We start from the raw sequence: 25,743 nt of genomic DNA, 5'->3' as shown, positions 1-25,743 counted from the left end.
AAAGCTGTGCATTCAACACAGCTCCATTTATTCCGTTTTCTTTTTCACCAGAACGAAGGCCTGACATTCGAACCACCCTGCTCTCTGCAGTCAACGCAAAAACTTGCACTGCCGACCACACCATTTCTTATTCCGGCATCATTTGTCCAATAATCAATAGGGAGATTGGACCCGTAATAAAATGCTTCTCTTAAAGAATCCGGATGCAACTTCACCGTATCTAACATACATGCGGAAAAAGGATTCATATGATTGAATGCGGGCAATTCCACCCGTGATACAAAAATTCTCTTTTCGGTTATACTTGACGTTGAAATATACCCGACCACAATTTCAGAACTGTCCGTTTTACATTTTATGTTTCCCCTGAGCTGAGATGGCTGCGCATCGAATATGGATCCGGTCTGTTCGGTGTTCTTTTTCATTCTTTCAAAATACTCATATGCATCTTTAGAAAGAACGGATTGCCTTACGATGATACTGTACCTGTTTACAAGTTTCGAAGTGTTGGTGGCTGAAACAAAAGTAATGGGCTTTGCAAATACCAGGTCCTGGCTCAGTTTCGCAGTGGACGCGATCACTATACTTGATGATTCCAGTGTATGATAACACTTGAATATTTCAGGATCGCCAGCGCCGCGATAGTCGACTGTGTTCGAAGCCTGGATATATTTAAGAACGGCGAAGTAGGGCACATTATACTCCCATGTTTCCGTAAAATTCCAGTAATAATACCGGCTGTTTCCCAATGGATCGTCAGTGTCCAGTTGTATTTCAATACCGTCTGTCTTTGGCTCCCAGTAGAGGTTGTCTATTTCAGGAGCAATTTTGGTATCTGTAAATCCTGAGTAATACTCTTTTGCGTCTGCGATCACATGTAAACGATACCTGACATTTACAGGCAGATCGAGCGGTTGCGAATAGTACTGACCGCTGTCCGATAAAGCAAGTTCATACTGATGATTCTGTTCATCTTCAATAAATACCTGCGCATTGTTCTCAGGCGTAACCGCCCTGCTGTCCAGCGGAGTGGTGCGCGACAACTTTATCATCGTTACAGCTTCGTCTCCCACATTAATGATGCCCTCCACAATCAGATAACCCGTCGCCGGAGAGGGGAGATCGGCTTCAAATTTTTCCCTGCAGGCAGTTACAAGTACGACCATAACAAGAACAGCCAGCGCTTTTTTCAAGCGTATCGATATGGAATTAACTGATGTCATGTTCAGAATGAGGGTTTAACATTTGTTTCATGCCTGCTGTTAAAATTTCAGGTTTAAATTGATAAATGGAATAACGGCTCCGAATATGGACAGTTTATACCCGGTGACTACTCCGTTTTCTGAAATATAATAAACTGAATAAGGATTTTTCCTGCCAGTTAAATTGTATACCCCGAAAGTCCAGGAGAGATGTACTTTCTGCTTCACCCGGTGATTGCCATCAACGTTCATAGAAAAATCCATCCTGAAATAATCAGGAATACGATATGAATTTCTGTCTGCATACAGCGTACGAAGCGAACCGGCATAGTAGAAGAGTCCCACCGGAACAGTGATCGGTCTGCCTGTGCTATAGGTGCTGTTCAATGAAACGCTTACCCGGTGACTAAACCTGTAATTCGCAATTGCGGTCACATCGTGTGGCTTATCATAAGAAGATGGGTACCAGTTACCCTGGTTGATATTTTCCCCTGCAATCGGGTCATCCAGCTTCAGCAAAATCCTTGAGTATGTATAGCTGATCCATCCATTGAGTTTGCCCGTTGATTTTTTCACAAGCAATTCCACCCCGTAGGCTTTTCCTTTTGTATTCAGCACATCAGTTTCCACATGGGGATTCATGATCAGCACTGCGCCGCTTTTATAATCCATGAAATTCCGGATGTTCTTGTAATAAACCTCCACGGAAGTTTCAATGGTATTCGATTTGAAATTTTTATACAGACCCAATGAGTACTGTTCGCCGTATTGCGGTTTTATGTTGGGGTCACTGAGCTTCCAGATATCTGTCGGTGCCATTGCAGCTGTATTGGATAACATATGTATAAACTGGCGCTGCGAATTGAACCCCGCTTTTATAGAAAACGCATCACTGAAACTATAACGTGCCGATACCCTGAATTCAGCTCCGCCGTAATTCTGGATATTTTTATTTTTTCCGTAACTGATCGTGTCGGTGATATTATCAACGGTTCTCGGAACACCAGGCGCATATTGTCTTATATCCTGCGGACCAAGATAATTGTACAGCACATAGCGTATTCCGCCTTCGATGCTTAGGTTATCATTCACATTGAATTTGTCGCTCAGGTACAACGCTGATTCAAGCGCCTGTTCCTGGGAAACGGTTTCCGGAATGACAATAGATTGCTCGCCGACTGCTCTTAGCGCTCCTGGTTTCAATTTATAATAGAGTGTATTGAATCCGAAATCCAGCGCGTGTTTATTGTTGATGTAATAATTGAAGTTGGCTTTGAAATAATACTGCTGTATGGAAAAGTTAAGCTTATAAGCGTTGTAAGGGTTATTGTCTGACGAAATATCATAATTGTATTCATCATACCCCGTAGTAATCACTCCGGTAAGTTTGTTGCTGTAAATACTTTTCAGTTTCAATGATAGGTTCCTGTTGCTATATCCGTAGGTGGTATCGTTATTCAGATTGAATTTATCGCCACTCATATACCCGGTGATGAACAGGGTATTTTTTTTATTGAATTCGTGGGTGACGTTCAGGTTGGCGTCATAAAAACCTGCACGGCTGTTTTCATATTCATCGGGCAGAAATTTCATCATCCAGTTGGAATAAGTCGCGCGGACACCGGCCATGAAAGTGGTGCGGTCTTTGATCAATGGCCCTTCTATATTGAGCCTGCTGGTAACCAAACCAAGACCTGCAGAACCCGTGAATTTTTTCTTGTTTCCTTCGCGGCTTTTGATATCCAGTACCGACGAAAGGCGGCCGCCATAACGTGCAGGCATACTGCTTTTGTATAATTCGATGTCTTTCACCACTTCGGGATTGAATGCGGAAAACATTCCAAAGAAATGGGAAGGATTATAAATGGTAGCGTCGTTGAACAGGATCAGGTTCTGGTCCACGGAACCACCGCGAACATTGAGACCAGTACTTGATTCGCCGGTTGTCTTCACACCGGGAAGGGTCAGTACCGCACGCAGCAAATCCACTTCTCCAAGAACTGCCGGAATCTGTTTGATGGCTTTAATGTCCAATTTGGCGACGCCCATTTGTGTGCTGCGGATATTGTTCACCTTGGCTGCCGAGATAACTACTCTTTTCAGCGAAAGCACCTGTCCTTCCATATCAATGTTCATCTTGCCTTCACTGTACAGCTGTATCTGGCGGCGGGCATCACGCATACCGATACTTTGCACATTCAGAATATAGCGACCCCTGGGTAACTGAAATGAATAATAGCCATATTGATCGGTAGATGCGCCCACCCGTGGTTTATCTATATATACTGAAGCACCAATAACAGGCTCGCCGCTTTTTGCATCACGCACATATCCGGTAACCGTAATATTGCCGGAGGCAGGTTGATTCTTATCGCCAATAATATATAACCTGTTATCAACTACAGCTCTTGCGCGATTCGCATCCTGCTCTTCAGCATCCAGGTCGTCAATAGGGCGTTGTCCCGCTGCTGCAGTTACGCGACCCGGCGCAGGTAAAAATCCCTGAGGCAGGGTGGTTTTTACAGCCTGGCCCCTGGTGATGAAAATGTTTTTGTTGGCATCAATTGAAAAAACAAGCTCCGTTTCTGCAAATGCTTTTGTCAATACTTTTTCAATCGACTGATTATCAAATGAAATATTCTGAGCGAGCGTATCCAGTTTTTGCGGATCATAAAACAAACGATAGTCCGTTTGTTTCTGTATTTCTTTTAATAACTGGGGCAGCCTGATTTGTTTATAATCGCCCGATATTCCTTTAGTCTGGCCCTGTCCGCACAGATTGCAGCAGAGCAAAATGCAGCCGGTCAAAAATGTATTGATAATCCGTTTCATCCGTGCAATTATCCTGTTTGGCAGAATTTATATTACTGTTTTATAAGCTGATCGTAATAACCGGCAATCCTTGTGAGGGATTTCGCTATCTCACTTTTCCTGAAAGACAGATCTTCTTTACGGATCAATTGCTGTAATTCCGCCTTTTTATCTTTCAATATCTTCAGCACATCACGTTTGCCTGATATAGGATAGTATTTGTCGCCTTTCTTCAGGTAATATTGATTTCTCTCGTCGATATATCGCTGCTCAGAAGATTGTTCTATTACTGACCGGATGATTTTCCAGTTTTTCCACAATACCTGGACTGACCCATCGTACAACAATGCATAATAGCCTGCACGGATGGACGCGTTCTGATCACGTACGTGTATAAAATGATAATTGTGTATTGCAAATGATTTGATGAGATCATTGGTGATCAGGATGGCTTCCTGTTCGGGACTGAATACAATCAGCCTTTCGCGGACAATGTCAAAAAGGAACTTGACGTCATTATAAAGCACACCTCCTTTTTCTATACTTCCGACACCGGTTACAGCTGAAATAAAGTAGGGATGGCCTTCTTTAAATGGAAATGGGTACCCGGTATATTTAGCACCGTTGTATAACGTCGTACTGGGATAAATTGACTGATGATAAATTTCAATGCTTTTGGCATATGCAGACTGAAACGATGCACTGTCTTCCGACTTATTCTGTGATACAGCCGCCTGGCACAGGCAGATGCAACATAGGCCATGCAACAGCAATACTCTTTTCAAACAAAAATTTTAAGCAGTTAGAAATCTGTAATATACTTATTTAATCCCTGAAAATATCCCCTTAATTGTCTAGATAAGTTGCGCAACAGAACGGCAATTTCTGCAGCATGGTTGTTTCACTTATTTAAACTACGCAGGCAATGAACTTTAGATGCCGGTATCTCCGAAAATCTGGTGGCCACCTGGAAAACAAAAGTTCATGACAAATAAATCGGCTGCCTCGTTACAATTGATGGGATAATTTTTGCCGGTGGGAATTGCTGACGCTGAATATAGTCGTGAATAGTGTTATCTTATCCGGTTGAATCGCGGGAAACTTAAGCAGCCCTGGTTAAATATTTTTACGTGTTACAGGGTTAACATAAGTTTCATGGACAAGGGGAGATACCGATCTGATAAATTCTTCTCTTTACAATTATTCCTTCTGTTCTAAAAATTTCGCAAATGAAAATCTTCGTCTTCCTCTGTGTGATCTTTATGTCTTTTGCTGATGTCTCCGCATCACAGTCCTACAGTCCTTCAAATGCACATTCGCATAATGATTATGAACAGAAGTTTCCTTTTAAAGCAGCCTGGCAGCAGGGTTTTGGATCCATTGAAGCTGATGTGTTTCTTGATAAAGGAAAACTGATTGTAGCACACGATACGAAACAAATGAAATTACAAAGGGGTCTGGATTCGCTTTATCTTATCCCTCTCGCACAGGTGGTTACCGGAAATAACGGCTATGTATATGCGGACACGTCGAAGAAGCTCCAGTTGATGATCGATATAAAAACCGAAGCCATACCGACACTCACCCGGTTGGTCGAAATATTGAAGGGATACCCGGCTTTGACAACAACTTCAACACTTAAAATTGTTATTTCCGGTAACCGTCCTTCAGCATCTACTTATCATGAATATCCTGCATGGATTTTATTTGATGGTGATTTAAATGCCTCTTACAGCCCGGAAGAATTGAATAAGATTGAGATGATGAGCGGGAATTTTCAGCAATACTCCGTTTGGAAAGGAACGGGCTTGCTTCCGGAAAACGATAAGGCCAGGATATCCGCAGCGGTGCAAAAAGCTCATGAAGCAAATAAAAAAATCAGGTTCTGGGCTGCACCGGATAATATCAATAGCTGGAACACTTTTGTGTCCCTGGGGATCGATTACCTGAATACCGATCGGGTGGAAGCTTTGGCCACGTTTCTGAAACAGTATCCCGACCGAACATTTTCAGGCTCTTCTCCACACAAACTGTACACACCTAAATACCGGAACGATGGTCTGGAGAAACCTGTGAAATACGTAATCATCCTTATCGGAGATGGTACCGGGCTTGCGCAGTGGTACGCGGGATATACAGCAAACCATGCGGCGTTGAATGTATTCAGCATGCGTCAGATAGGTTTATCAAAAACCAGTTCCTACGATAGCTATATTACTGATTCAGCCCCCGGGGCGACGGCGTTGTCGACAGGTAAAAAAACAAATAACCGTTCAGTAGGTGTCGATCACACCGGAGCGAAACTCACTTTACTGCCGGATATTATTGCTACCAGGAAAATGAGAACCGCGATTGTAACAACCGGAGATTTCCGCGATGCAACACCAGCCTCGTTTTATGCCCATCGGAGTCAGCGCAGTGATTATAAAGGAATGATGGAAGATCTTGCAAAAGCAAGGGTCGATGTGATCATGGGTGCATGTAATATGCGCCAGTATGATTCAGCCGCTGCCGCACTCAGAAAAAAATTCTCGGTTACCCACTCTTTAACTTCGGTTTCATCTTCCAGTAAACTTCCATTGATCGTTGCAGATTCAGTAGCTGCCCTGTCAATGGAAAGGGGGAGAAAACAATGGGCGGAAACCGCATTTGACAAAACGATCTCCCTGTTGAGCAGAGATAAAAACGGCTTTCTGCTGATGCTGGAAGGCGCGCAGATCGATCATGGCGGACATGCAAACAAGCTGCCTTACGCGGTTTCTGAATTACTGGATTTTGACCAGGTGATTGGCAAAGCAATGCAGTTTGCTGACAGCAATGGCGAAACCCTGATCATTGTAACGGGAGATCATGAAACAGGAGGGTTAACCCTAACCGGAGGCGATTATGAAAGCGGTATGATTAACGGACAGTTTTCAACAGGCGGGCATACAGCAATTCCGGTACCAGTATTTGCATACGGCCCGCAATCACAATTGTTCCGGGGTGTTTATGAGAATACAGAAATATTCAGCAGGATTCTGAAAGCGCTGAAGGTTGCACGTTGAACGTTGTACGTTGAACGTTGTACGTTGAACGTAGAACGCCGGAACCTGCGTGTAACGAGTGCCTGACAATTGGCCGTCTTACCAATTATCGGCGCAATCGACATCCGGATAGGCTTACGTTCTACGTTTAACGTTCTACGTTTAACGTTTAACCCGTCTTTTTGCAATAGGATCAATCTTATTAATGGCATTCGTCCAACCTACCTGGTATTCATGGCTTGAATCAGGATGAAGATTTTTATGAACGAGTACCAGTTTGGATTGATCTCCCATATCAAGAAATTCAACTTCAACATTTGAAATTTTCCCGGGCTCACTAAGCCATTCCCAGGAGTAATGAAGTCGTTTTGCTTTTTCAACCAGTGTGAACTCTCCAAAAGCAGTGTGTTCGCTGCCATTGGAGTCAGCAAATTTTATTTTATAGACTTTGCCGACAGACAGATTCATTTCTGCTGAAATCACCGTTCCGTTCGGATCACCACCAAACCATTGCATAATGAATTCCGGCTCGGTCCAGATGCGCCACAACAATTCAACAGGCGCATCAAAAACTCTTTCGATCGTAACATGGTTGCGGGTTGTTTCAGCTGCTTTCATTTTTTGCTGTTTTTAAGTTTTTTAATCAAAGCATCGATATTGTCGAACCTTGTCTCCCATACCAGACGAAATGGTTCCAGCCAGTTGTCTATCTCTTTCAGTTTTTTTGGATTGAAATAGTAGTACACTTCACGGCCCTGCTGACGACTGGTCAGCAGCTCGCATTCACTAAGGATCCGGATATGTTTTGAAATGGTCTGCCTTGCGGAATCAAAGTTTTCAGCAATGGCGCCTGCTGTCAATGCCTGCGCAGCCAGCAAACTCAAAATGGCCCGCCTGGTCGGGTCTGCTATCGCCTGGAAAATATCCCTCCTTGTTTCCATTATGCAGCTATTTGACTGCGAATATATGCAGTTATATGACTGCGCAAAATTTTATCTTTCTCTTTTTTCAGAATAGCAAGTGGATGGTATTTTCTGTCAGCCGGAAATCCTGGAGCCATAGTAAAACTTAACCGTGTTTTTACGGTGAGCTGTTTTTCGATAATTCGGTAAATTCAATGTCCCGCAAAAACTGCAGCGATCTCTTGTGGTCATATGCACAATTCAACGAGCAAATCAGATCAATATGCCTAGAAAAATTTCCGTCGGTGATACGTTTAAAATTAGTGGTACAAAAATCGAAACGCCAGTACTATTCCCGGATAGTAAAATGGATGGCGGGTTTGAAGTACAGGAAGTATACAGTCTTTCCGTTACAAGAGGCGAAGGCGACGAAATAATAATCAACCTGCAGGAGAATCAGCTCGTGGAATTTATTTTTGAAGATAATACCACCTGGTTTGGCGATAAAACCATTATCGCCGATTTGTTAGATGAGGGTTCAGTCAAACGTTCTGCAACAGAAATTCCTTATCTCCCTGCTTTTATTACGAACGAGAATCAAACACGCGGTCTTTTTGATAAAATTAAAATTCTCTTCCTCAAGATTTTTGTTAAGAAAGCGGTTAAGGAAAGTGTTGCAACCATAGCTGCAAGGCTTGAAGAAAAATTCCTGGCTGGAAGAAGTGGATTGTATCGACTGACGAGAAATTTTGATTTCATGGAGCCCAGGTTTTTTCCCGGGAAACCTATTCTGGTGCTGATTCATGGCACGGCTGCATCTACGGAAGATTCATTTAAACATCTGAAAGATTCTGATCTGTGGTTCGAAATATTTGAAAAGTTTGCCTTTGAAATTTATTGTTTTGAACACAAAACACTGATCGACGGACCGCTGGACAATGCGCTTGAATTGATGCAATTGCTTCCTGAAAATTCAACTGTTTCTTTTCTTACCACATCACGCGGAGGTTATGTTGGAGAACTCATGGTTCGTTTCACTGAAAATGAAAATGGTTTTACTGATGATGAAGTAGCCATCTTTACCAAGGCGGGTTTGCATGAAGAGGTCACCAAAATTTTAACACTGAGAACCTTAGCCAAACAAAAGAGCATCAAAATTGACAGGTTCGTCAGAATAGCATGCGCGGCGCAGGGAACCTCTCTTCTTACAAAACGTCTGGATTTTTTCCTGAACACACTCATCAATTTAATTTCCCTTGCCTCCGCTGCATTAGGCCCTGTTATTACTACAATCGTTGGGCTCATTAAGTCAATGATTGCAGCTGTGCTGGAACAAAAAAGCAATGTCGATGTTTTGCCCGGTCTTGCAATTCAGAGTCCGGATTCCATCTTTATCAAAGTCCTCAATTCGCCACAAATCATTTCCGGAAAACCTGTTGGCTTTAACAATAAACTTATCGTAATTGCTGGAAGTGCAAAATTTAGTTTTAACCTCAGAGGGCTTGCTGTGCTGCTGTTAAAATTTGTTTATGGTGGTGCAAAAAATGATATGATGGTGAACACGGAATCGATGTACCAGGGTTCCATCAGGAATAGTAAGGTGTTGTATTTTTTCGACGAAGGCAATGATGTCAGTCATTTCAGCTATTTTAAAAACAAGACTACTAAGGAAGCAATTAAATGTGCCTTGACTGCAACAGGAGATTCTATTCCTGGTTTCCAGGAAAGAGAATTGAGATTAGGGGTTGAGGAAAAACGTGGCGTCGCTGGTATTCAGAGCGGCCGACTTTTTCCTCAAAAAATTTCAGGTAAAAAACCTGTCATCATTCTGCTGCCCGGGATTATGGGATCTGTACTTGAAACCAAAGAAGATTTCATCTGGTTAAATCCATGGCAGATTCTTTCCGGTGGACTTCAACACCTCGCCATAACAGAAAAAGACGTAAGCGCAACTGCTTTGATCAGATCGGCATATGCTGATTTGTTCGAGTACTTGTCTGTTAAATACGATGTATTGCTTTTTCCTTACGACTGGAGACTTTCCGTGACTGACGCTGCAGCGAAATTGAATGATGTTATCAACGAACTTTTTTCAACAAAGCAGCAAATCCAGATCATTGCACATTCAATGGGGGGTCTGGTGGTACGTGAGCTGATGATACATCATACCGCAACCTGGAAAATGCTATGCGGGATGACACTATTCAGATGCATACTGATGGGAACTCCGTGGATGGGCTCTTATCGCATACCACAACTTGCTGCAGGAAGAGACCAGGTCATCAGGATAATTGACGTCATTGATTCCAGTCAGCGGCGTGGCGATCTCATCAATATGTTTATACGTTACCCAGGCTTAATGAATCTTCTTCCGTTAAAAGGAGAAATCAATTATTCAGATACAGACGAGTGGGCGGATTTAAAAAAATATTCAGGTTACGACTGGGAAATTCCTGCAAATCACGAAATAGATCTTTTCGATAGATACAAAAAGTCGGCAATTGATGCGGATAGTGAATTTGATTATTCACGCATTGTGTACATCGCAGGTAAAGCCGATAAAACAGTCGCTGGATATGTAGTGATTAACGACGAACTCAAATTTGAGAATACATCAGAGGGAGATGAAAGTGTAACATGGGAGTTAGGTATTCCTGACAAAATCAAAAATGATGGTTCGCTGTATTATGTGAATGTGAGCCATGGAAAACTGGCAGGCAGGAGCCATTTGTTTCCGGGATTAACAGATATACTTGAAAAAGGGTTTACAGAAAAAGCGGAGTTCAGCAAAAATCCGATTGGCGAAACCGGTAAAAGATCGATTTCTGATATCAGCCTCATTGAGTACGACACGAGTCCTGATCAGATGGAAACTGCGATACTTGGGCTTGATGAAAATAAAGCGGATATACTTCCACCAAGTCCTATTCTGAAGGTAAGTGTAAGCTACGGGGATTTGATGTACAGCGCCTATCCGATACTGATTGGTCACTTTGCAAAAGACGGAATACTCAATGCAGAAAATGTTGCGAACAAATATCTTGGAAATGCGCTCGCAGAGAAACATGCACTCGGTATATATCCCGGGCTGATTGGCACGAGCGACTTTTTTGAAAGCGAAAGCAAGGATATTTTCAACGGTTGCATTGTTGTCGGTTTGGGCCAGATGGAGGAACTGAGTGCATATCAGCTGATGGTCACTATCGAAAAAGCCGTATCCAATTATTTACTCACTGATGGGATCAAAAAATTCAAAAAGAACAAGACAGATAAGAAACTGCGGTCGGCAAAAATCGGTTTGTCAAGTCTGATCATTGCGGGTTACTATGGGGGTTTATCCATGGAACATTCGACGAGAGCAATTCTGCAGGGTATAGTCAATGCGAATACAAAAGCAATGAAAACAACCGGTATTGCTGATCTGTATGTTGATCATCTTGAATTTATCGAACTGTTTGAAGATAAGGCCATTCAATGTTATGGAAGTCTGGACCGGCTTATCAAAGGAAACAGCGATAATCTGAATCTCGTATGGAATACCCCGCGCACAAAACAGTTACCCGGGGCACGTCGGAGGTTGATTGATGATGGTACTTCCAGCTGGTGGCAGCGACTGAGTGTACAACACAAAGGAGATAATGTGTTGAACTTCTACTCCGCCACGAACACATCGCGCGAAGAGAGCCAGGAAATCTATAATAATATTGCCTTGATCGAAGAAATGATCGAAAGTATATCTGTTAAGGATCGATGGAGCCATGATTCTGCAAAAGCGATTTTCAATCTTCTCATTCCAACAAACTTCAAGGAAAACATTAACCGCAACAGTAATGTACTTTGGGTATTGGATAATTACAGTGCAGCATTTCCCTGGGAACTACTTCAAACCGGTGGCGATTATGATAAACCCCTTTGTATAGGAGCCGGGATGATAAGACAGTTGTCGATTTCCGAATACAAACAGGTTACTGCTTCGACCCGCACTAAAAACGTATTGATTGTTGGGGATCCTGATCTGGCAGGCTTTACAAAAGCACGTCAATTGGATGGTGCAAAACGCGAAGCAGAAAAAGTCGCTTCCTGTCTTCAAAAATTTGCGGTCGATATGGAGCCGCCGCTGATCAGGAGTGATCACAATGAAATTATCAGATCGCTTTTCAGGAAAGATTACATGATTGTACATCTGTCCGGTCATGGCATTTTCGACCCAACGGACTGGAAGAGAACGGGCATGCTGATCGGAAAGAAAAAAGATGCAAATGAACCGATGATTCTGTCATCAGGTGAAATTGAAAAACTTCCAACGCCGCCTGAATTTGTTTTCGTCAATTGTTGTCACCTTGGGCGCGTTCATCCGTTCGCGGAAGAATTGTCGGCCGGCAGAAATAAGCTGGCAGCAAATATCGGAACTGAACTCATCAGGATCGGCGTGAAGGCTGTAATTGTAGCGGGGTGGGAAGTAGATGATCTGGCTGCAGAAGAATTTGCCACCAGGTTCTATGAATCCATGCTGGATGGCAATCAATCATTTGGCGATGCAGTACTGAATGCCAGGAAATACGTACACGAGAAATATAGGTATACGAATACCTGGGGTGCCTTTCAATGTTATGGCGATCCGCATTATAAATTTCCAATTGACATAAAAGGAGGGGCTTCTTTAAAATCGAAGTCGCCAAGATTGATTCAGCAACTGGAAAATGATCTTGACAGAATACTCAGCTGTTGCGATATTACTTATTACAAACACGATAATCTCCTTGATCAACTGGCAGAACTCGAAGAGGAAATGGAACAGCTCGGAGACGTAGCTGAAATTTTGCTGGAACGCCTTGGTAATGCATATATGGAGCTGGGGCATTATGATAAAGCATTGGAGAAGTTTGATCGGCTATTTAAAAAGGGAAATGCAAAATATGGTATTGGTGCAAGGGAGTTTTATTATGATCTTGAATCGAGAAAAATCCTCACAGACTTTCTTGCTGTTCAAAATAATAAAGGCATTGAAATAAAAAAACCTGCGAAGAAATCTGCAAAATCCTCCGCAGGAAAAAATGAAAAGTCAGACCCTATCACTGCACTTGAACAGCTCAATAGTTTTACACAATCCATCAGTGGAAGTCTGTACCTGGGTCATATGTACAGGCGATCAGCACTGATGCATAAAGATCAGCTTCGTTTAAAGCAATTGCAAAAGTCGATTGAGCAATATCTCAAAGCATGGGAATTGTCATCTTATAAAGACAATGAAGCTCTTTTAAATCTCGCAATCGTTAAGTTCATATCGGCCAGAATAATGGGCCGTAAATGGATTGGCTTCAGGCAAGGGAATACAATCGTTTCTGAAAAACAATTTCTGAAAACACTCACGGATATTTTTGAGCAATCGGATTTCGAATCATCTGATTTGCGCAATTTGACTGAAGAGCCTACATACAAACTTTTGCAACTGATTCACAAAAACGGAAAGGCAGATGAAACTGAAATCATCGACAAGTACTATCGCGCCTGGACAAAAGCTGGCTCCCGTAACAAACGAAAAGCCATACAGGAATTCGGGATAATTCTTGAACAGTTGGTGCCTGATGGAAAAAACACATCGTTATTAGCTACAAAGCTTAAAGCGATAAGGGAAGGTTTAGAGAGATATGAGGACCTGGTATAGTGAGCAGGAAATTTGAAGGTTTGTTACGGAATCAGATTTCCCGTTTCTTAGTTTCCGGACTTCTCCTATCCCGTCTTCTTCAAATTGGAATAAAGAACCTTCGTATCAACAAATGATAGACAGGAAGTCGGGAAAAAAAGGAAAGAAACGGAATGTCTTTTCCTATATTCTACTGTTCTAAACTTTCCGGATTCGATACAATTAAAATTTAAATCACAAATTATCTGTCGGAGAAAATCACGGATAATCAGGAGAAAAATCTCCTCTCTATCGGTAGAATTGATCTTAATTTAATCAAGTTAAGTTTCGAAATTTAGCTCATATATATTCTAACACCGGATGAAGAGGCAATCTCCAAACAAGTTGTGGATTCTGCCTGCCAGGTTCACAAATATGTGGGTCCTGGATTTTTAGAACAAGTTTATGAGACCTGCTTTTGTGAAGAGCTTTTCGCGGAAGGATTGAATTTTATAAGACAGTATCAAGTTCCTATAGTTTACAAAGGGAAAAAACTTTTTGAGACTTTAAGGCTTGACATACTTGTTGAGAATAAAATCGCATGCGAATTAAAGGCTTTAAAACAAGTTAATCCGCTCTGGGAGGCACAAGTCTTGAGTCATTTAAAAATGACTGGATTGCATGTCGGATTTCTAATCAATTTCAACTCAGTTTATATCAAGTCAGGAATTCGAAGATTTTGTATGAAATGAGTTGTATTATTCCCGTTTCCTGCTTCCCGCCCTTGGCCTTCCCGTCTACCTGATACTCAGATCAGCGACCTTCTTAGTTAATAAAAGTAGACGATAATACAGGAATAACGCCTGCCCGACATAGCGCAGCGACGGCCGGGAAAGAACGGAAAAAAACTCACAGCCTAAGAAAGAGGCAGGTTAATTGTAAAAGTGGATCCTTTACCCTGTTCACTTTCCACAGAAATATTTCCTTTCATCGCTTCAATAACATCTTTTGAAATCGATAACCCCAAACCATTGCCTGAACTTTTACTACCCGGCACACGGAAATATTTTGTAAAAATGTAATCGTGATACTGGGATTCAATACCAGGCCCCTGGTCTGCCACGGACACATTTAATGCACCATCAGCCTGCTGTGCTGAAATAGTCACCGTAGTTTTTTCCGGTGAAAATTTAATTGCATTAGTCAAAAGATTGTTGAGTACCCAAACCAGTTTCTGTTTATCTGCCTGGAAAACCGGAATATTTTCATCTACATCTACTTCGAGTGTTATTTGTTTTTCTTCTGCCGGTTTTTCTACCGTCTGAACTGCTTCAGCAATAGCATCCTGTACTTTTGTGGGTTCGATACGCATATCGATCCGCCCCGCTTCTACCTGTGATATATTCAGCATCTCGCTTAAAATACGAAGCATACGCTGGTTATCCTCTTTGAGATGTTTTACAATTTGCTGTTGCTCTCCTGTAAGTTGCCCTACGCGCGTATCTTCTAAAAGCTTCAAACCAAAATCAGATGATGCCAGCGGAGTTTTTAACTCATGCGAAATAGTAGCAATAAAATTCGTTTTCGCGACATCCAGTTCCTTAAATGAAGTAATGTTTTTTATAATGATCATCCTGTTTCCCTGCCCGTCTTTCTGTTGAATATCGATGATCTCTTTTGTAAAATAGTTCTCCCTGTTACTCACCACAATTTTGAAGGGAGACTGCTTTTTATCATCGATCAGGAACCTGAACAGATCATTCCTGCTTTTAAGCTCGTTTACAGAATGGCCTACGATATCTTCTGAAGCCAGGCCAAGTAAAGCCAAAGCCTGTTCATTGGCAAAAAGTATCTGTTCTTTTTTATCAATTCCGATACTCGCGTCTTTCAGACTATTGATCACAGCTTCTGCACGGCTTTTCTCAAACAGTATCCTGTTAAGATTGCTGTTTTCAAAATACTCAAGCCGCGCAGCCATTGAATTATACGCATCTGCCATTTTCCCGAATTCATCATGCTGATCAATATGCAAACGATGCCTGTAATTTTTTTGTTCGATCTGCTGAATGGCTTCCGTTAACTTCCTGATCGGGTTAGTGATAATGAAAGGAAAATTGTAAGCGAACGTAATGGCTATGATAAAGATGATCGTTGCAATAACCGTGAGATAAGTTAATGCTGTTTCTGCCGTAGCTTCTGCTTTTCTATTCTTTGTTTCAATGGCAGACATATTGAGCCTGATCAGATCGAGGAGCTGATGTCTTATTGATTTTCGCAGTGTTTCAGAACTATCCCCCTGAAAAAGGTTCTTCACAGCATTTTCCAGTCCCGCAGTTAATTCATCTTCTCCAGGCTCCGTTATGTTTCTCTTTTGCTTTTCAAGAATACTGATTATAACTGACTTTGTCTCCGCCTGTGAAACGACACTACTATCAAACGCCGCAAGTAGCTGCTGACAATAATCAATGGATTCATAGTTGTTGGCAAGAATAGCTTTCGCATCTTTCTTCAGCTTAACCAGGTAATAAATACCTACACCGCCTGATACCAGAAGTAGAAGAAACAGGAATATTGTACCAGCTCTTATTTTAGTTTTAACTGTTGTCATGCGTTCAGGAAAGAATTACAATGTCTACATCTTCCTCTGATAAATTTTTCAGCAAAGGATAAAATACACCCGTTTTCAGAATGTACTTCAAAAAATTAAACCTCGGCTTGCCCATGCAGATAGTCGTAATTTCTTTTTGCTTCACCACCTCCATAATGCCTTCTGCAATATTATCCATTTTGATCTGGATTACTTCTGCACCAAGTTGGGTAGCATTTTTAAAATTATTGATCAGGTGCCTTTGTGAAGCAAGAGATATACGACTGAAAGATTCTGATTGTCTTTGTACATACAGCACATACCAGGTACTGTTGTAATAGGATGCAAGCCTGGCGGTTTTCCTGATGATTCTTTGTGCAACTTCGTGATTTGACGATATACAGGCGAGCAGATGTTCGTGGCGGAAACTGAGTTTTTTTGTCGTGATCTCATAGTCCACTTTTCGCTCTACCTGGCCGGCAACTTCTTTTAAAGCCAATTCGCGTAGCTGGAGAATTTTTTCCGGTTGGAAAAAATTGGTCAGCGCCTGCTGAATTTTGGATTGATCATAAATCTTCCCCTCCTTCACTCTTTTAATCAATTCTTCAGCAGTAAGATCAATATTCACTACTTCGTTCGCCATCTGCAAGATCCGGTCCGGTACTCTTTCTTTCACTTCAACACCGGTAATCAGTTTTACATCTTCATTGATGCTTTCAATATGTTGAATATTTACTGCCGTGATCACATCGATACCAGCATGTAGAATATCCATTACATCCTGCCAGCGCTTTTCATTTTTGCTTCCGGGTATATTGCTGTGAGCGAGCTCATCAATAACCACAACGGCCGGTTGTAATAGTATCACGGCAGCAACATCCAGTTCTTCAAGCCTTTTGCCTTTGTAAAAAACTTCCCGACGCGGAACTACACGCAATCCTTCAATTAACGCCTCGGTCTCCTTCCTTCCGTGTGTCTCTATAAAACCTACCAGTATATTTACGCCCTCTTTACTCAATGCCTGTGCCTCCTGCAACATCCGGTATGACTTGCCAACACCGGCACTCATCCCGATATAAATTTTCAGTCTGCCTGTGGCCGTATTACTCATTCGGTCCTCGTCACCTTTTTCTATGTTGATATCCGAGATCATTAAAAAGATACTGCTGTTGAGAATAATAGAGCGGTGTTGTTATTAACCGGTTTGTTATCCCTGGTAAAAATGGGATCCTCTGCCTGGAGCCATCTTGCCTCTAATCGCATCGACATCCATACAAAAGGTAAATAATCTACATTCAATGAAAAGCCGGCAGTTGCAAATGCGCCCGTTGAACTAACCGGTACAATTACTCCTTTCACATCGTTATAATATTCCGCTCTTGCAGCTGTCGCCCAGTTTGCATTTGGTTTGTATCTCGCAATGATCACAGGAGCATACCATTGATTCCAGTTTTTATCAGGCATTGGGTTTCGCTCAATGCCATAATCAAAGCCAATCGTCAGCCCCCAGTATTCATTCAGATTGATTACTGAATACAGATTCTGAAATATCCTGTACTGTTTCGTACTATCGGGATGATTAGTTCCGAAGAATGTGCTATGGTTGATTAATACAGAAGAAGCGGGTTTATACATCACCTGGGTACCAAATGAAGGTCGATTAAATCCATCTGGCCGGGTGATTCTTTGCCAGCCATTCAGCACAAGCCCACTCAATACCCAACGATCATTCACTGATGAATAGGTAATCTTTGCGCCGGTTTCATAGTAAGGTGAATTTTCTGCGAGAATACTTCTGCTCAATGCCCAGCAATCTTTGCTGATCGCTGATTCAAAACCGATATGCGATGGCATAATGCCGATGTCAAACCAGATGTTGTTCTTTTTTGACAGCTTGAGTCCCGCGTTTGCTTCGAAAACATTTTTCAATACACCTGGTTCATTGCTATAATTGGCATTCACATAAGTACCGGCTGCAAAGGCAAGATTGGCCCTGTATCTTTCGTCACTCACACTTCCCTTAATATAGCCGAGGTTGATATTGAATTCATTACTTCGGTCATGACTGTACAAAAAATCTGGTCTTTTGTGATTTTCTGGTGTATTGAAATCATATAAGTAATACAATTCGGTATAGACATTCCATTTGAATACGGGTTTTTGATTTTCCTGAGCGATGATTTCAACATTAAAAGAACAAAACAGGATTAAAACCGGGATCTTTTTCATCGTTATTATTTCAGATCATCAAGAGCAATATTTAATTGCAACACATTTATTTTTTCTGGAGATAGTAACCCGTGTTCAGTATGCGCCTGGATCAGTTGTTTGAGTTTTTCTTCGGAGAGATTTCTTACTGAAGCTATTCTTGGGACTTGTACAAATGCTGATGACGGTGAGATATGCGGATCAAGCCCGCTCCCGCTGGCTGTAACCAGTTCTGCAGGAATATCTTTTCTTTCAATCGTTTTGTTGTGAACTATAAAACTGTCAATTCTTTCGGATACGGTTTTCAGATAGTCTGGATTTGATGGGCCCTTATTACTTCCTGCACTACCATCAGCATGATAATCCACCGCAGATGGACGACCCTGGAAATATTTATCATCAGTAAAACGCTGTCCGATTAATTCATATCCAACTACTTTACCGTTGACAATTACCTGTTTCCCGTTTCCTTTATTTGAAGTGAAATATCCTGCTGCAGCAATGATCAAAGGATATATAACTGCGAGCAATACAAGCATTACGAGCGTAAGCCTGAGTGATATGAAGAGATTTCTTTTCATGATTGTTTTTTTACATAATGACTGATAACAGCATGTCAATGAGCTTAATTCCGATGAACGGCACTATTACTCCGCCCATTCCAAAAAGAAGCAGGTTTCTTCTGAGCAGTGCACTTGCTCCTATAGGCTTGTATTGAACTCCTTTTAGTGCAAGCGGTATCAGCAGTGGAATGATGATAGCATTAAATATCACTGCTGAAAGAATTGCAGAAGCGGGACTTTCCAGCTTCATGATATTTAATGCCTGCAGTGCGGGAATAGATGAAATAAAGAGTGCAGGCACAATCGCGAAGTATTTTGCAACATCGTTGGCAATACTAAAGGTAGTGAGTGTTCCTCTTGTAATGAGTAGCTGCTTTCCGATTTCGACTATTTCAATCAGCTTGGTCGGGTCGTTATCCAGATCAACCATATTGCCAGCCTCTTTTGCTGCCTGTGTACCGCTGTTCATAGCAACGCCTACATCTGCCTGTGCAAGCGCAGGGGCGTCGTTGGTGCCATCACCCATCATCGCTACCAGCTTTCCTTCCGCCTGTTCCCGACGGATATAGTTCATTTTATCCTCTGGCTTTGCTTCTGCAATAAAGTCATCTACACCCGCTGCATTTGCAATGTACTTTGCCGTGAGTGGATTATCTCCAGTGACCATAACCGTTTTTACGCCCATCCTGTGCAGGCGTTGAAAGCGTTCGCGGATACCGGGTTTAATGATGTCCTGCATTTCAACTACACCTATGATCTTTTCATTTTCAGAAACAAGCAGGGGCGTTCCTCCGTTGGTAGCAATTTCTTCTACTTCTTTTTTTGTCTGATCCGGAACAGTATTACCTGCATGCTGTGCGAGTTTACAGATAGTATCGAATGCTCCTTTGCGGATACGTTTTCCATCGATATCTATGCCGCTTGTCCTGGTTTGTGCAGTAAAAGAAATGAAGACAGGATCTTTCAATTCGGTTGCAGAAAGACTAATCCCCGAAAGTTCAATGATTGATTTTCCTTCCGGTGTGTCATCAGCAACAGAACTCAATGCTGCTGCGTTTACCAGGGTACTTATACTTACGCCAGGAGCAGGATGAAACTTTGTTGCTTTCCTGTTACCTATGGTGATCGTGCCTGTTTTATCCAGCAGTAACACGTCCACATCACCGGCCGTTTCAACTGCTTTACCGCTTTTAGCGATAATGTTTGCCCGCAATGCACGATCCATTCCCGCAATACCTATGGCTGATAAAAGTCCGCCAATAGTTGTTGGTATAAGACATACAAAAAGTGAAATAAATGCCGCAATTGTAATTGGTGTTTGGGCATAGTCGGCGAAAGGCTTCAGCGTCACACAAACAATGAGGAACAATAGTGTAAATGCCGCAAGCAAAATGGTGAGCGCAATTTCATTAGGCGTTTTCTGGCGGTTCGCTCCTTCAACGAGTGCAATCATTTTATCCAGAAAAGTCTGACCAGGTTCCGTAGTAACCTGTACAACAATTCTATCGGATAGTACTTTCGTTCCGCCAGTGACCGAGGACTTGTCGCCACCTGATTCGCGGATCACAGGTGCAGATTCACCCGTGATGGCCGACTCATCGATGGTGGCAATCCCTTTGATAATTTCGCCGTCCATCGGGATGATATCTCCTGCCACACAAATAAAGCGGTCGCCTATTTGCAATAACGATGATGGCATTTCTTTTATCTCATCAGCATATATTTCGCCAATCGCAACTACTTTCTTAGCGGTTGTATCTTTTCTTGTTTTGCGCAACGTATCCGCCTGCGCTTTACCTCTTGCTTCGGCGATGGCCTCAGCAAAATTGGCAAAAAGAAGTGTGGCAAAAAGAATAAGAAAGACAGATAGATTATACCAGACAGACCCCTGGTCGTGGTGATCACTTAAAAACGTATACACCACAACAAAAAACATGATCAGCGTACCGATCTGCACAGTAAACATCACGGGGTTCCGCATCATCGTCGCGGGGTTCAGTTTTACCAGCGACTGTTTCATCGCCCATTTCAAGTGGGATTTATTAAAAATGCGTGTTTGATTTGATTTCATAGAAGATCATTTTAGATCGAGAGAGAAATACTCTGTGAGCGGACCCAGCGCCAGTGCAGGAAAAAATGACAGGGCGTTAATTATGAGGATAATGCCGAACGTCATTGCCCCGAATGTGACGGAATCAACTCTCAATGTACCTGGCGACTCAGGTATGTATTTCTTTTTCGCAAGCAATCCAGCTATGGCCACAGGCGCGATGATGGGCAGAAATCTTCCCAGCAACAACGAAATTCCGGTAGTAATGTTCCAGAAAAAATTGTTGTCGCCCAATCCTTCAAAACCACTTCCGTTGTTGGCGTTGGCTGAGGTGAATTCATATAGTATTTCAGTGAAGCCATGAGCACCGGGGTTGTTCAGCCATAGTGAGGGTGGCACTACCCATCCGTTATCCGGATCATGGGTGACAAGAAATGCCGCATATGCAGTAAATCCTTTAATGAGAATTGAGGAAAGCAGTGTGACAAGTGCAACAATTTTTATTTCACGTGCCTCGACCTTATGTCCCATAAATTCCGGAGTTCGTCCTACCATCAGGCCTGAAATAAAAACAGCGATGATGATGTAGATAAAATAGTTAAGAATACCAACACCGCAGCCTCCATAAAATGCATTCACCATCATGCCCAGTAGTTGCATCAGCCCCGAGAGCGGCATTGAACTATCGTGCATTGAGTTGACCGACCCGGTGGAAATGATAGTAGTTACGATACTCCAGTAAGCGGATAGTCCTGAGCCGAAACGGACTTCTTTTCCTTCCATCGCTCCTGAGGGCTGCGCAATTCCGAGTTTTTCAATGGCTGGATTTCCATTCAGTTCAGATACTATAGTGGGAATGAGTAGCAACAACAAGCCTGTCGTCATTACACCAAAGATGACCATTGAAAGTTTTCGTTTTCCGAGATAAAATCCCAAAGCAAAAATCATCGCGATCGGGATGATCATTTGAGCAATCAGTTCAATAGCCGCGGTGAAATAATTCGGATTCTCAAAAGGATGCGCAGAGTTGGTACCAAACCAGCCACCTCCGTTAGTTCCCAGGTGTTTAATCGCAACCATTGCAGCGACCGGACCGCGCGAAACAGAAACCGAATCGCCCTGCAAGGTGGTGATGGTATCCTTTCCTTCGAAGCCTGATGGCGTTCCGTTATATGCAAGCAGTATTGCTGTTATTATTGAAATGGGTAGCAGTATGCGAGTGATTGCCCGTGTAAACAAGACCCAGAAATTTCCGAGGGTGGATGTTGTTTTTTCCTTCAGGGCTTTAAATACAGCAACCAGAGCAGCAATGCCTGTTGCTGCACTGACAAACTGCAGAAAGCAGAGTACAAAAATCTGGGTAAGATAAGTGACGCCCGATTCTCCGGAGTAGTGCTGCAGATCGCAGTTGACCAGAAAACTGATGGCGGTATTGAAAGCGAGATCCGGTGACTGTCCTGCATTTCCATCGGGATTGAAGGGAAGATATCCCTGGAAAATCAGCATAAAAAATGCGTAAATAAACCAGAGCATATTGATGGTGAGCATGGCTTTCAGAAATGATTTCCAGTCCATTTCCTTTGCAGGATCGATACCTGAAATTTTATAGATCAATCCCTCCAGCGGAAGCATAATCGAAGAGATCCCCGTTCCGCTAAACACTCCGGCGAAATATTTACCCAGCGGATAAGCCAGAAGAATAGCTGATAAAAAGATCAGGATGATTCCGGTGATTTGTTCGTTCATGAGTTAAAATTTTTCCGGATGAATCAGGACGTATATCAGGTAGATGAATACCAGTATGCAGAGTATGAGAAGTACTGTCATCATAGCGATCAGATTTTTTCGAGATAGTCGATGGATTTGAAAAAAATGAAGAAGGCTGCGAGAGCAGTTAAGAGCAGCAGAACTATTTCCATAGTATTTTTTGATACGGAATTCCAAACGCCATGCCGGCAAGAACTGGAATGATGAAACCCGCTACTGTGGCGGTTTTGCAGAAAACAGGGCTGATCTGAAACTAAGAAAAGTCTTCCATTTTGGAAAAGAGATTTTCATTTTGAAAAGCCGGCAGAATCATAATAAAGCAAAATAGATTATTTTTTAGGTAGTATTGGCGATGGCACTACTACGCGAAAAACTTACTTTAGAAATGAAAACATCGATCCTGATTTTGTTGGTCTTATTTGCCCTGGCCTGCGGCAACAAAAAATCATTTGATGCCTCGAAACTTGCTATTGAGTGGGAACTTATTAAAAACGATTTCGACGACAAGGGAAATTTTCTCTCTGTACTTACATTCAAAAATAAATCTGAAGTAACCATGCCATCACAGGGATGGAAGATATATTTCAGTCTTCGCTATCACGGTACCAAACTTGCATCAGGGAAGGATGAGGTTGAAATCCATCATGTCAATGGCGAACTCTTTACTATCTCGCCAGCGGCAAATTTTCCTCCAGTGGGCCCCGGGCAATCATTTCGTTTAGAGTTTACAGGTGCACGTAAGGTTGCCAACTTCCAGGATGTACCTTCCGGATTCTTTTGGGTAAACAACGACAAGCCAGACCTTGCTATCGAACTCACTAAACCCTCGGTTAAACGAGATACTAACGGAGAAAAATTGATTACGACCCGGGATGGTAACAATTATGCAGCCAATGCTACAACAAAGGACATGACTGATGAAGAGTTGATAAAAATTCTTCCTACTCCAATCAAATATACCGTTGGAACAGGGGAGTTTATCATCAGTAAGGAAACAGGTCTGCAATACAGTGAAGACTTTAAAAATGAACACAATTACTTTATTGATGAAATTGAAAAAGTCACCGGTTATAAGCTCGACACAACAGGAAAAAAAATCAATTACATCTGTCTGCGGAAAAAAAACGGGCCTTCAGAAAGTTATACACTTTCCGTAACATCTGATACAATAACGATCACCGCTGCAGATGCTGCTGGTGCCTTCTATGCGATTCAATCATTGAAGCAGCTTTTCCCGATCGACTCCTGGAAAACTCATAATAGATCAATAGCTGTCAGGAATGTAGAGATAGTTGATCGGCCTCGCTTTCCCGTACGTGAGTTTATGCTCGACGTATCACGCAATTTCGAATCGAAGACCAATATTCTTCGTCTACTCGAAGTGATGTCATTATATAAGATGAATACATTTCATTTTCACTTCAATGATGACGAAGGATGGCGACTGGAGATACCAGGTTTGCCGGAACTTACAGAAGTAGGGGCAGTGCGCGGTTTCCCTTTTGAATCGAATAAAAGACTTCAGCCATCCTATGGATCGGGACCGGGGGAGGCCAACCATTTCGGTACAGGTTATTATTCAAGATCCGATTTTATTGAGATCCTCAAATATGCCACGCAGCGTCATATCGAAGTGATTCCTGAGATCGAATCGCCAGGTCACGCACGTGCCGCCATCAGATCCATGGAGGTTAGATATAATCGTTTCATGAAAGATGGTAAGAGGGCTGAAGCAGAACAGTATCTTCTTCACGACCTGAATGATGAATCGAAGTATACAAGCGCGCAATATTTCAATGACAATGCTATGAATGTTGCGTCTCCCGCAGTGTTTGCCTTTATCGACAAAGTGTTGGAAGAGCTTCAGAAGATGTATGCGGAAGCCGGAGCGCCGCTGACTGCCGTACATATGGGCGGTGATGAAGTAGCGGCCGGAGCGTGGGAGAAATCACCAGCGATTGATGTTTACAAAAAGAATAATCCTTCAATAAAAACACCAAAAGATCTTTATGCCGATTTTTTTGTGAAGACAACAGGTCTGCTCAAAAAACGAGGCCTCAAAATAACCGGATGGGAAGAAATGATTATCGAACATCCACAGGCCGAGGGATCAGACCGCAAGGTGATCGACAACAAAGTATATCGCGATGACAGTCTTCAGTTTGATGCCTGGTGGCCTGTCTTAGGCAATCAGGATATGATCTATCCTATCGCCAATTCGGGCTATGGTGTAGTGCTCGCGCCATTCGATTATTTTTATTTTGATCTTGCACAGTCGCCGTCATTCGACGAACCCGGGGATGCATGGATCGGCTATCTTGGATTACAAAAGACGTTTTCCTTTGATCCTTTTGATATTTACAACAGCTCTCCAATTGACTTTGCGCTGAAGCTGATAAATCTTGAAAGTTATAAGCACAAACAGCGATTGACCGAAGCTGGCAGGAAAAATATTCGCGGAATACAGGGCGCACTATGGGCAGAGAATATGACCTATGAGGGTTATATGGAATACCAGGTATTGCCACGATTGCTTGCTCTCGCGGAAAGAGCCTGGGCACCCGAACCCTCGTGGACGAAAGTGATTGGTGCCAGGCGGGAACTAGCGTTTAACATTGACTGGTCTTCATTTGCAAACCGCGTCGGAAAAAGAGAATTGCCGCGACTTGATCATTACAATGGAGGCTACATTTACAGACTACCAACGCCTTCATTCGATATCAGGGAGGAAACAATCTTTGTCAACAACGAGCTACCGGGCATAATCGTTCGATATTCAACAGATGGCACAACGCCTGTTGCCACAAGTCCTCGGGTGACAGGTTCAATACCGAAAAAAGGAAGGGTTCAGTTACGTGCATTTAGTACATCAGGGCGTGCGGGCGCCGTTGTGGTCGTCAATAAATGAGTTTATCCCTGATCTCTTTCCACGTAATCAGTTTAATTTTTTCGTCTGTGAGCAACTTTTTGCATTTCTCACTGGTAAATAAATCAACGTCGTCCT

16 protein-coding genes are annotated in these 25,743 nt (G+C 42.5%); 4 read left to right on the top strand and 12 right to left on the bottom strand.

Features of this window, described 5'->3' with window-relative positions; genetic code table 11:
- Nucleotides 1–44: 44 nt before the first annotated feature.
- From P2W82_RS05345 to P2W82_RS05335, 3 genes are read right to left on the bottom strand one after another with little or no spacing between them, the layout of a single operon-like run.
- Nucleotides 45–1,223, bottom strand: coding sequence for a DUF4249 domain-containing protein (locus P2W82_RS05345; protein ID WP_336514818.1), 1,179 nt, complete (start codon nt 1,221–1,223; stop codon nt 45–47).
- 39 nt (nt 1,224–1,262) lie between these two features.
- Complete coding sequence (locus P2W82_RS05340; RefSeq protein ID WP_336514817.1) at nt 1,263–4,034, bottom strand: TonB-dependent receptor; 2,772 nt, start codon at nt 4,032–4,034, stop codon at nt 1,263–1,265.
- Between the two features lie 32 nt (nt 4,035–4,066).
- Nucleotides 4,067–4,798: a hypothetical protein gene (locus P2W82_RS05335; RefSeq protein ID WP_336514816.1), complete on the bottom strand. Its 732-nt coding sequence runs from the start codon at nt 4,796–4,798 to the stop codon at nt 4,067–4,069.
- 444 nt (nt 4,799–5,242) lie between these two features.
- On the opposite strand from P2W82_RS05335, the gene P2W82_RS05330 reads away from it, so the two are divergent.
- The gene (locus P2W82_RS05330; RefSeq protein ID WP_336514815.1) at nt 5,243–7,060 is read left to right on the top strand and encodes an alkaline phosphatase; all 1,818 of its coding nucleotides are present in this window, start codon (nt 5,243–5,245) and stop codon (nt 7,058–7,060) included.
- Between the two features lie 141 nt (nt 7,061–7,201).
- Here P2W82_RS05330 and P2W82_RS05325 read toward each other — a convergent pair whose 3' ends face one another.
- Nucleotides 7,202–7,657 carry an SRPBCC family protein gene (locus tag P2W82_RS05325; protein WP_336514814.1) on the bottom strand — a complete coding sequence of 152 codons (456 nt, stop codon included), beginning with the start codon at nt 7,655–7,657 and terminating at the stop codon, nt 7,202–7,204.
- Nucleotides 7,654–7,980, bottom strand: coding sequence for an ArsR/SmtB family transcription factor (locus P2W82_RS05320; RefSeq protein ID WP_336514813.1), 327 nt, complete (start codon nt 7,978–7,980; stop codon nt 7,654–7,656). Before P2W82_RS05320 ends, P2W82_RS05325 begins: the two co-directional genes overlap by 4 nt.
- A 244-nt stretch (nt 7,981–8,224) precedes the next feature.
- On the opposite strand from P2W82_RS05320, the gene P2W82_RS05315 reads away from it, so the two are divergent.
- Complete coding sequence (locus P2W82_RS05315) at nt 8,225–13,606, top strand: CHAT domain-containing protein (protein ID WP_336514812.1); 5,382 nt, start codon at nt 8,225–8,227, stop codon at nt 13,604–13,606.
- Nucleotides 13,607–13,926: 320 nt separating this feature from the next.
- Complete coding sequence (locus P2W82_RS05310) at nt 13,927–14,316, top strand: GxxExxY protein (RefSeq protein WP_336515432.1); 390 nt, start codon at nt 13,927–13,929, stop codon at nt 14,314–14,316.
- 164 nt (nt 14,317–14,480) lie between these two features.
- On the opposite strand, the gene P2W82_RS05305 is transcribed toward P2W82_RS05310, so the two are convergent.
- From P2W82_RS05305 to kdpF, 7 genes are read right to left on the bottom strand one after another with little or no spacing between them, the layout of a single operon-like run.
- Nucleotides 14,481–16,172, bottom strand: a complete 1,692-nt coding sequence (locus P2W82_RS05305) for a sensor histidine kinase (RefSeq protein WP_336514811.1) — start codon at nt 16,170–16,172, stop codon at nt 14,481–14,483.
- A gap of 4 nt (nt 16,173–16,176) precedes the next feature.
- Nucleotides 16,177–17,304 (bottom strand): sensor protein KdpD, encoded by a 1,128-nt coding sequence (locus tag P2W82_RS05300; protein ID WP_336514810.1) that lies wholly within the window; start codon nt 17,302–17,304, stop codon nt 16,177–16,179.
- Entirely contained in the window at nt 17,304–18,380 is a 1,077-nt protein-coding gene (locus tag P2W82_RS05295; protein WP_336514809.1) for a porin, read from the bottom strand. Before P2W82_RS05295 ends, P2W82_RS05300 begins: the two co-directional genes overlap by 1 nt.
- Nucleotides 18,381–18,385: 5 nt before the next feature.
- Nucleotides 18,386–18,940: a potassium-transporting ATPase subunit KdpC gene (gene kdpC, locus P2W82_RS05290; protein ID WP_336514808.1), complete on the bottom strand. Its 555-nt coding sequence runs from the start codon at nt 18,938–18,940 to the stop codon at nt 18,386–18,388.
- Between the two features lie 10 nt (nt 18,941–18,950).
- Nucleotides 18,951–20,993, bottom strand: a complete 2,043-nt coding sequence (kdpB, locus tag P2W82_RS05285; RefSeq protein WP_336514807.1) for a potassium-transporting ATPase subunit KdpB — start codon at nt 20,991–20,993, stop codon at nt 18,951–18,953.
- Between the two features lie 6 nt (nt 20,994–20,999).
- The gene (kdpA, locus tag P2W82_RS05280; RefSeq protein WP_336514806.1) at nt 21,000–22,718 is read right to left on the bottom strand and encodes a potassium-transporting ATPase subunit KdpA; all 1,719 of its coding nucleotides are present in this window, start codon (nt 22,716–22,718) and stop codon (nt 21,000–21,002) included.
- Between the two features lie 3 nt (nt 22,719–22,721).
- Nucleotides 22,722–22,799: a K(+)-transporting ATPase subunit F gene (gene kdpF, locus P2W82_RS24775; RefSeq protein WP_419555711.1), complete on the bottom strand. Its 78-nt coding sequence runs from the start codon at nt 22,797–22,799 to the stop codon at nt 22,722–22,724.
- A gap of 325 nt (nt 22,800–23,124) precedes the next feature.
- Here kdpF and P2W82_RS05275 point away from each other — a divergent pair, with 325 nt between their 5' ends.
- On the top strand, nt 23,125–25,647 hold the full coding sequence (locus P2W82_RS05275) for a family 20 glycosylhydrolase (RefSeq protein WP_336514805.1): 2,523 nt from the start codon (nt 23,125–23,127) through the stop codon (nt 25,645–25,647).
- Nucleotides 25,648–25,743 lie beyond the last annotated feature (96 nt).

Source organism: Pollutibacter soli (assembly GCA_029269725.1).
In the GTDB taxonomy this organism is placed as follows: Bacteria; Bacteroidota; Bacteroidia; order Chitinophagales; family Chitinophagaceae; genus Pollutibacter; species Pollutibacter soli.
Note: the sequence above shows the minus strand (reverse complement) of the source record. Positions and strands in the feature narration are given on the sequence as shown.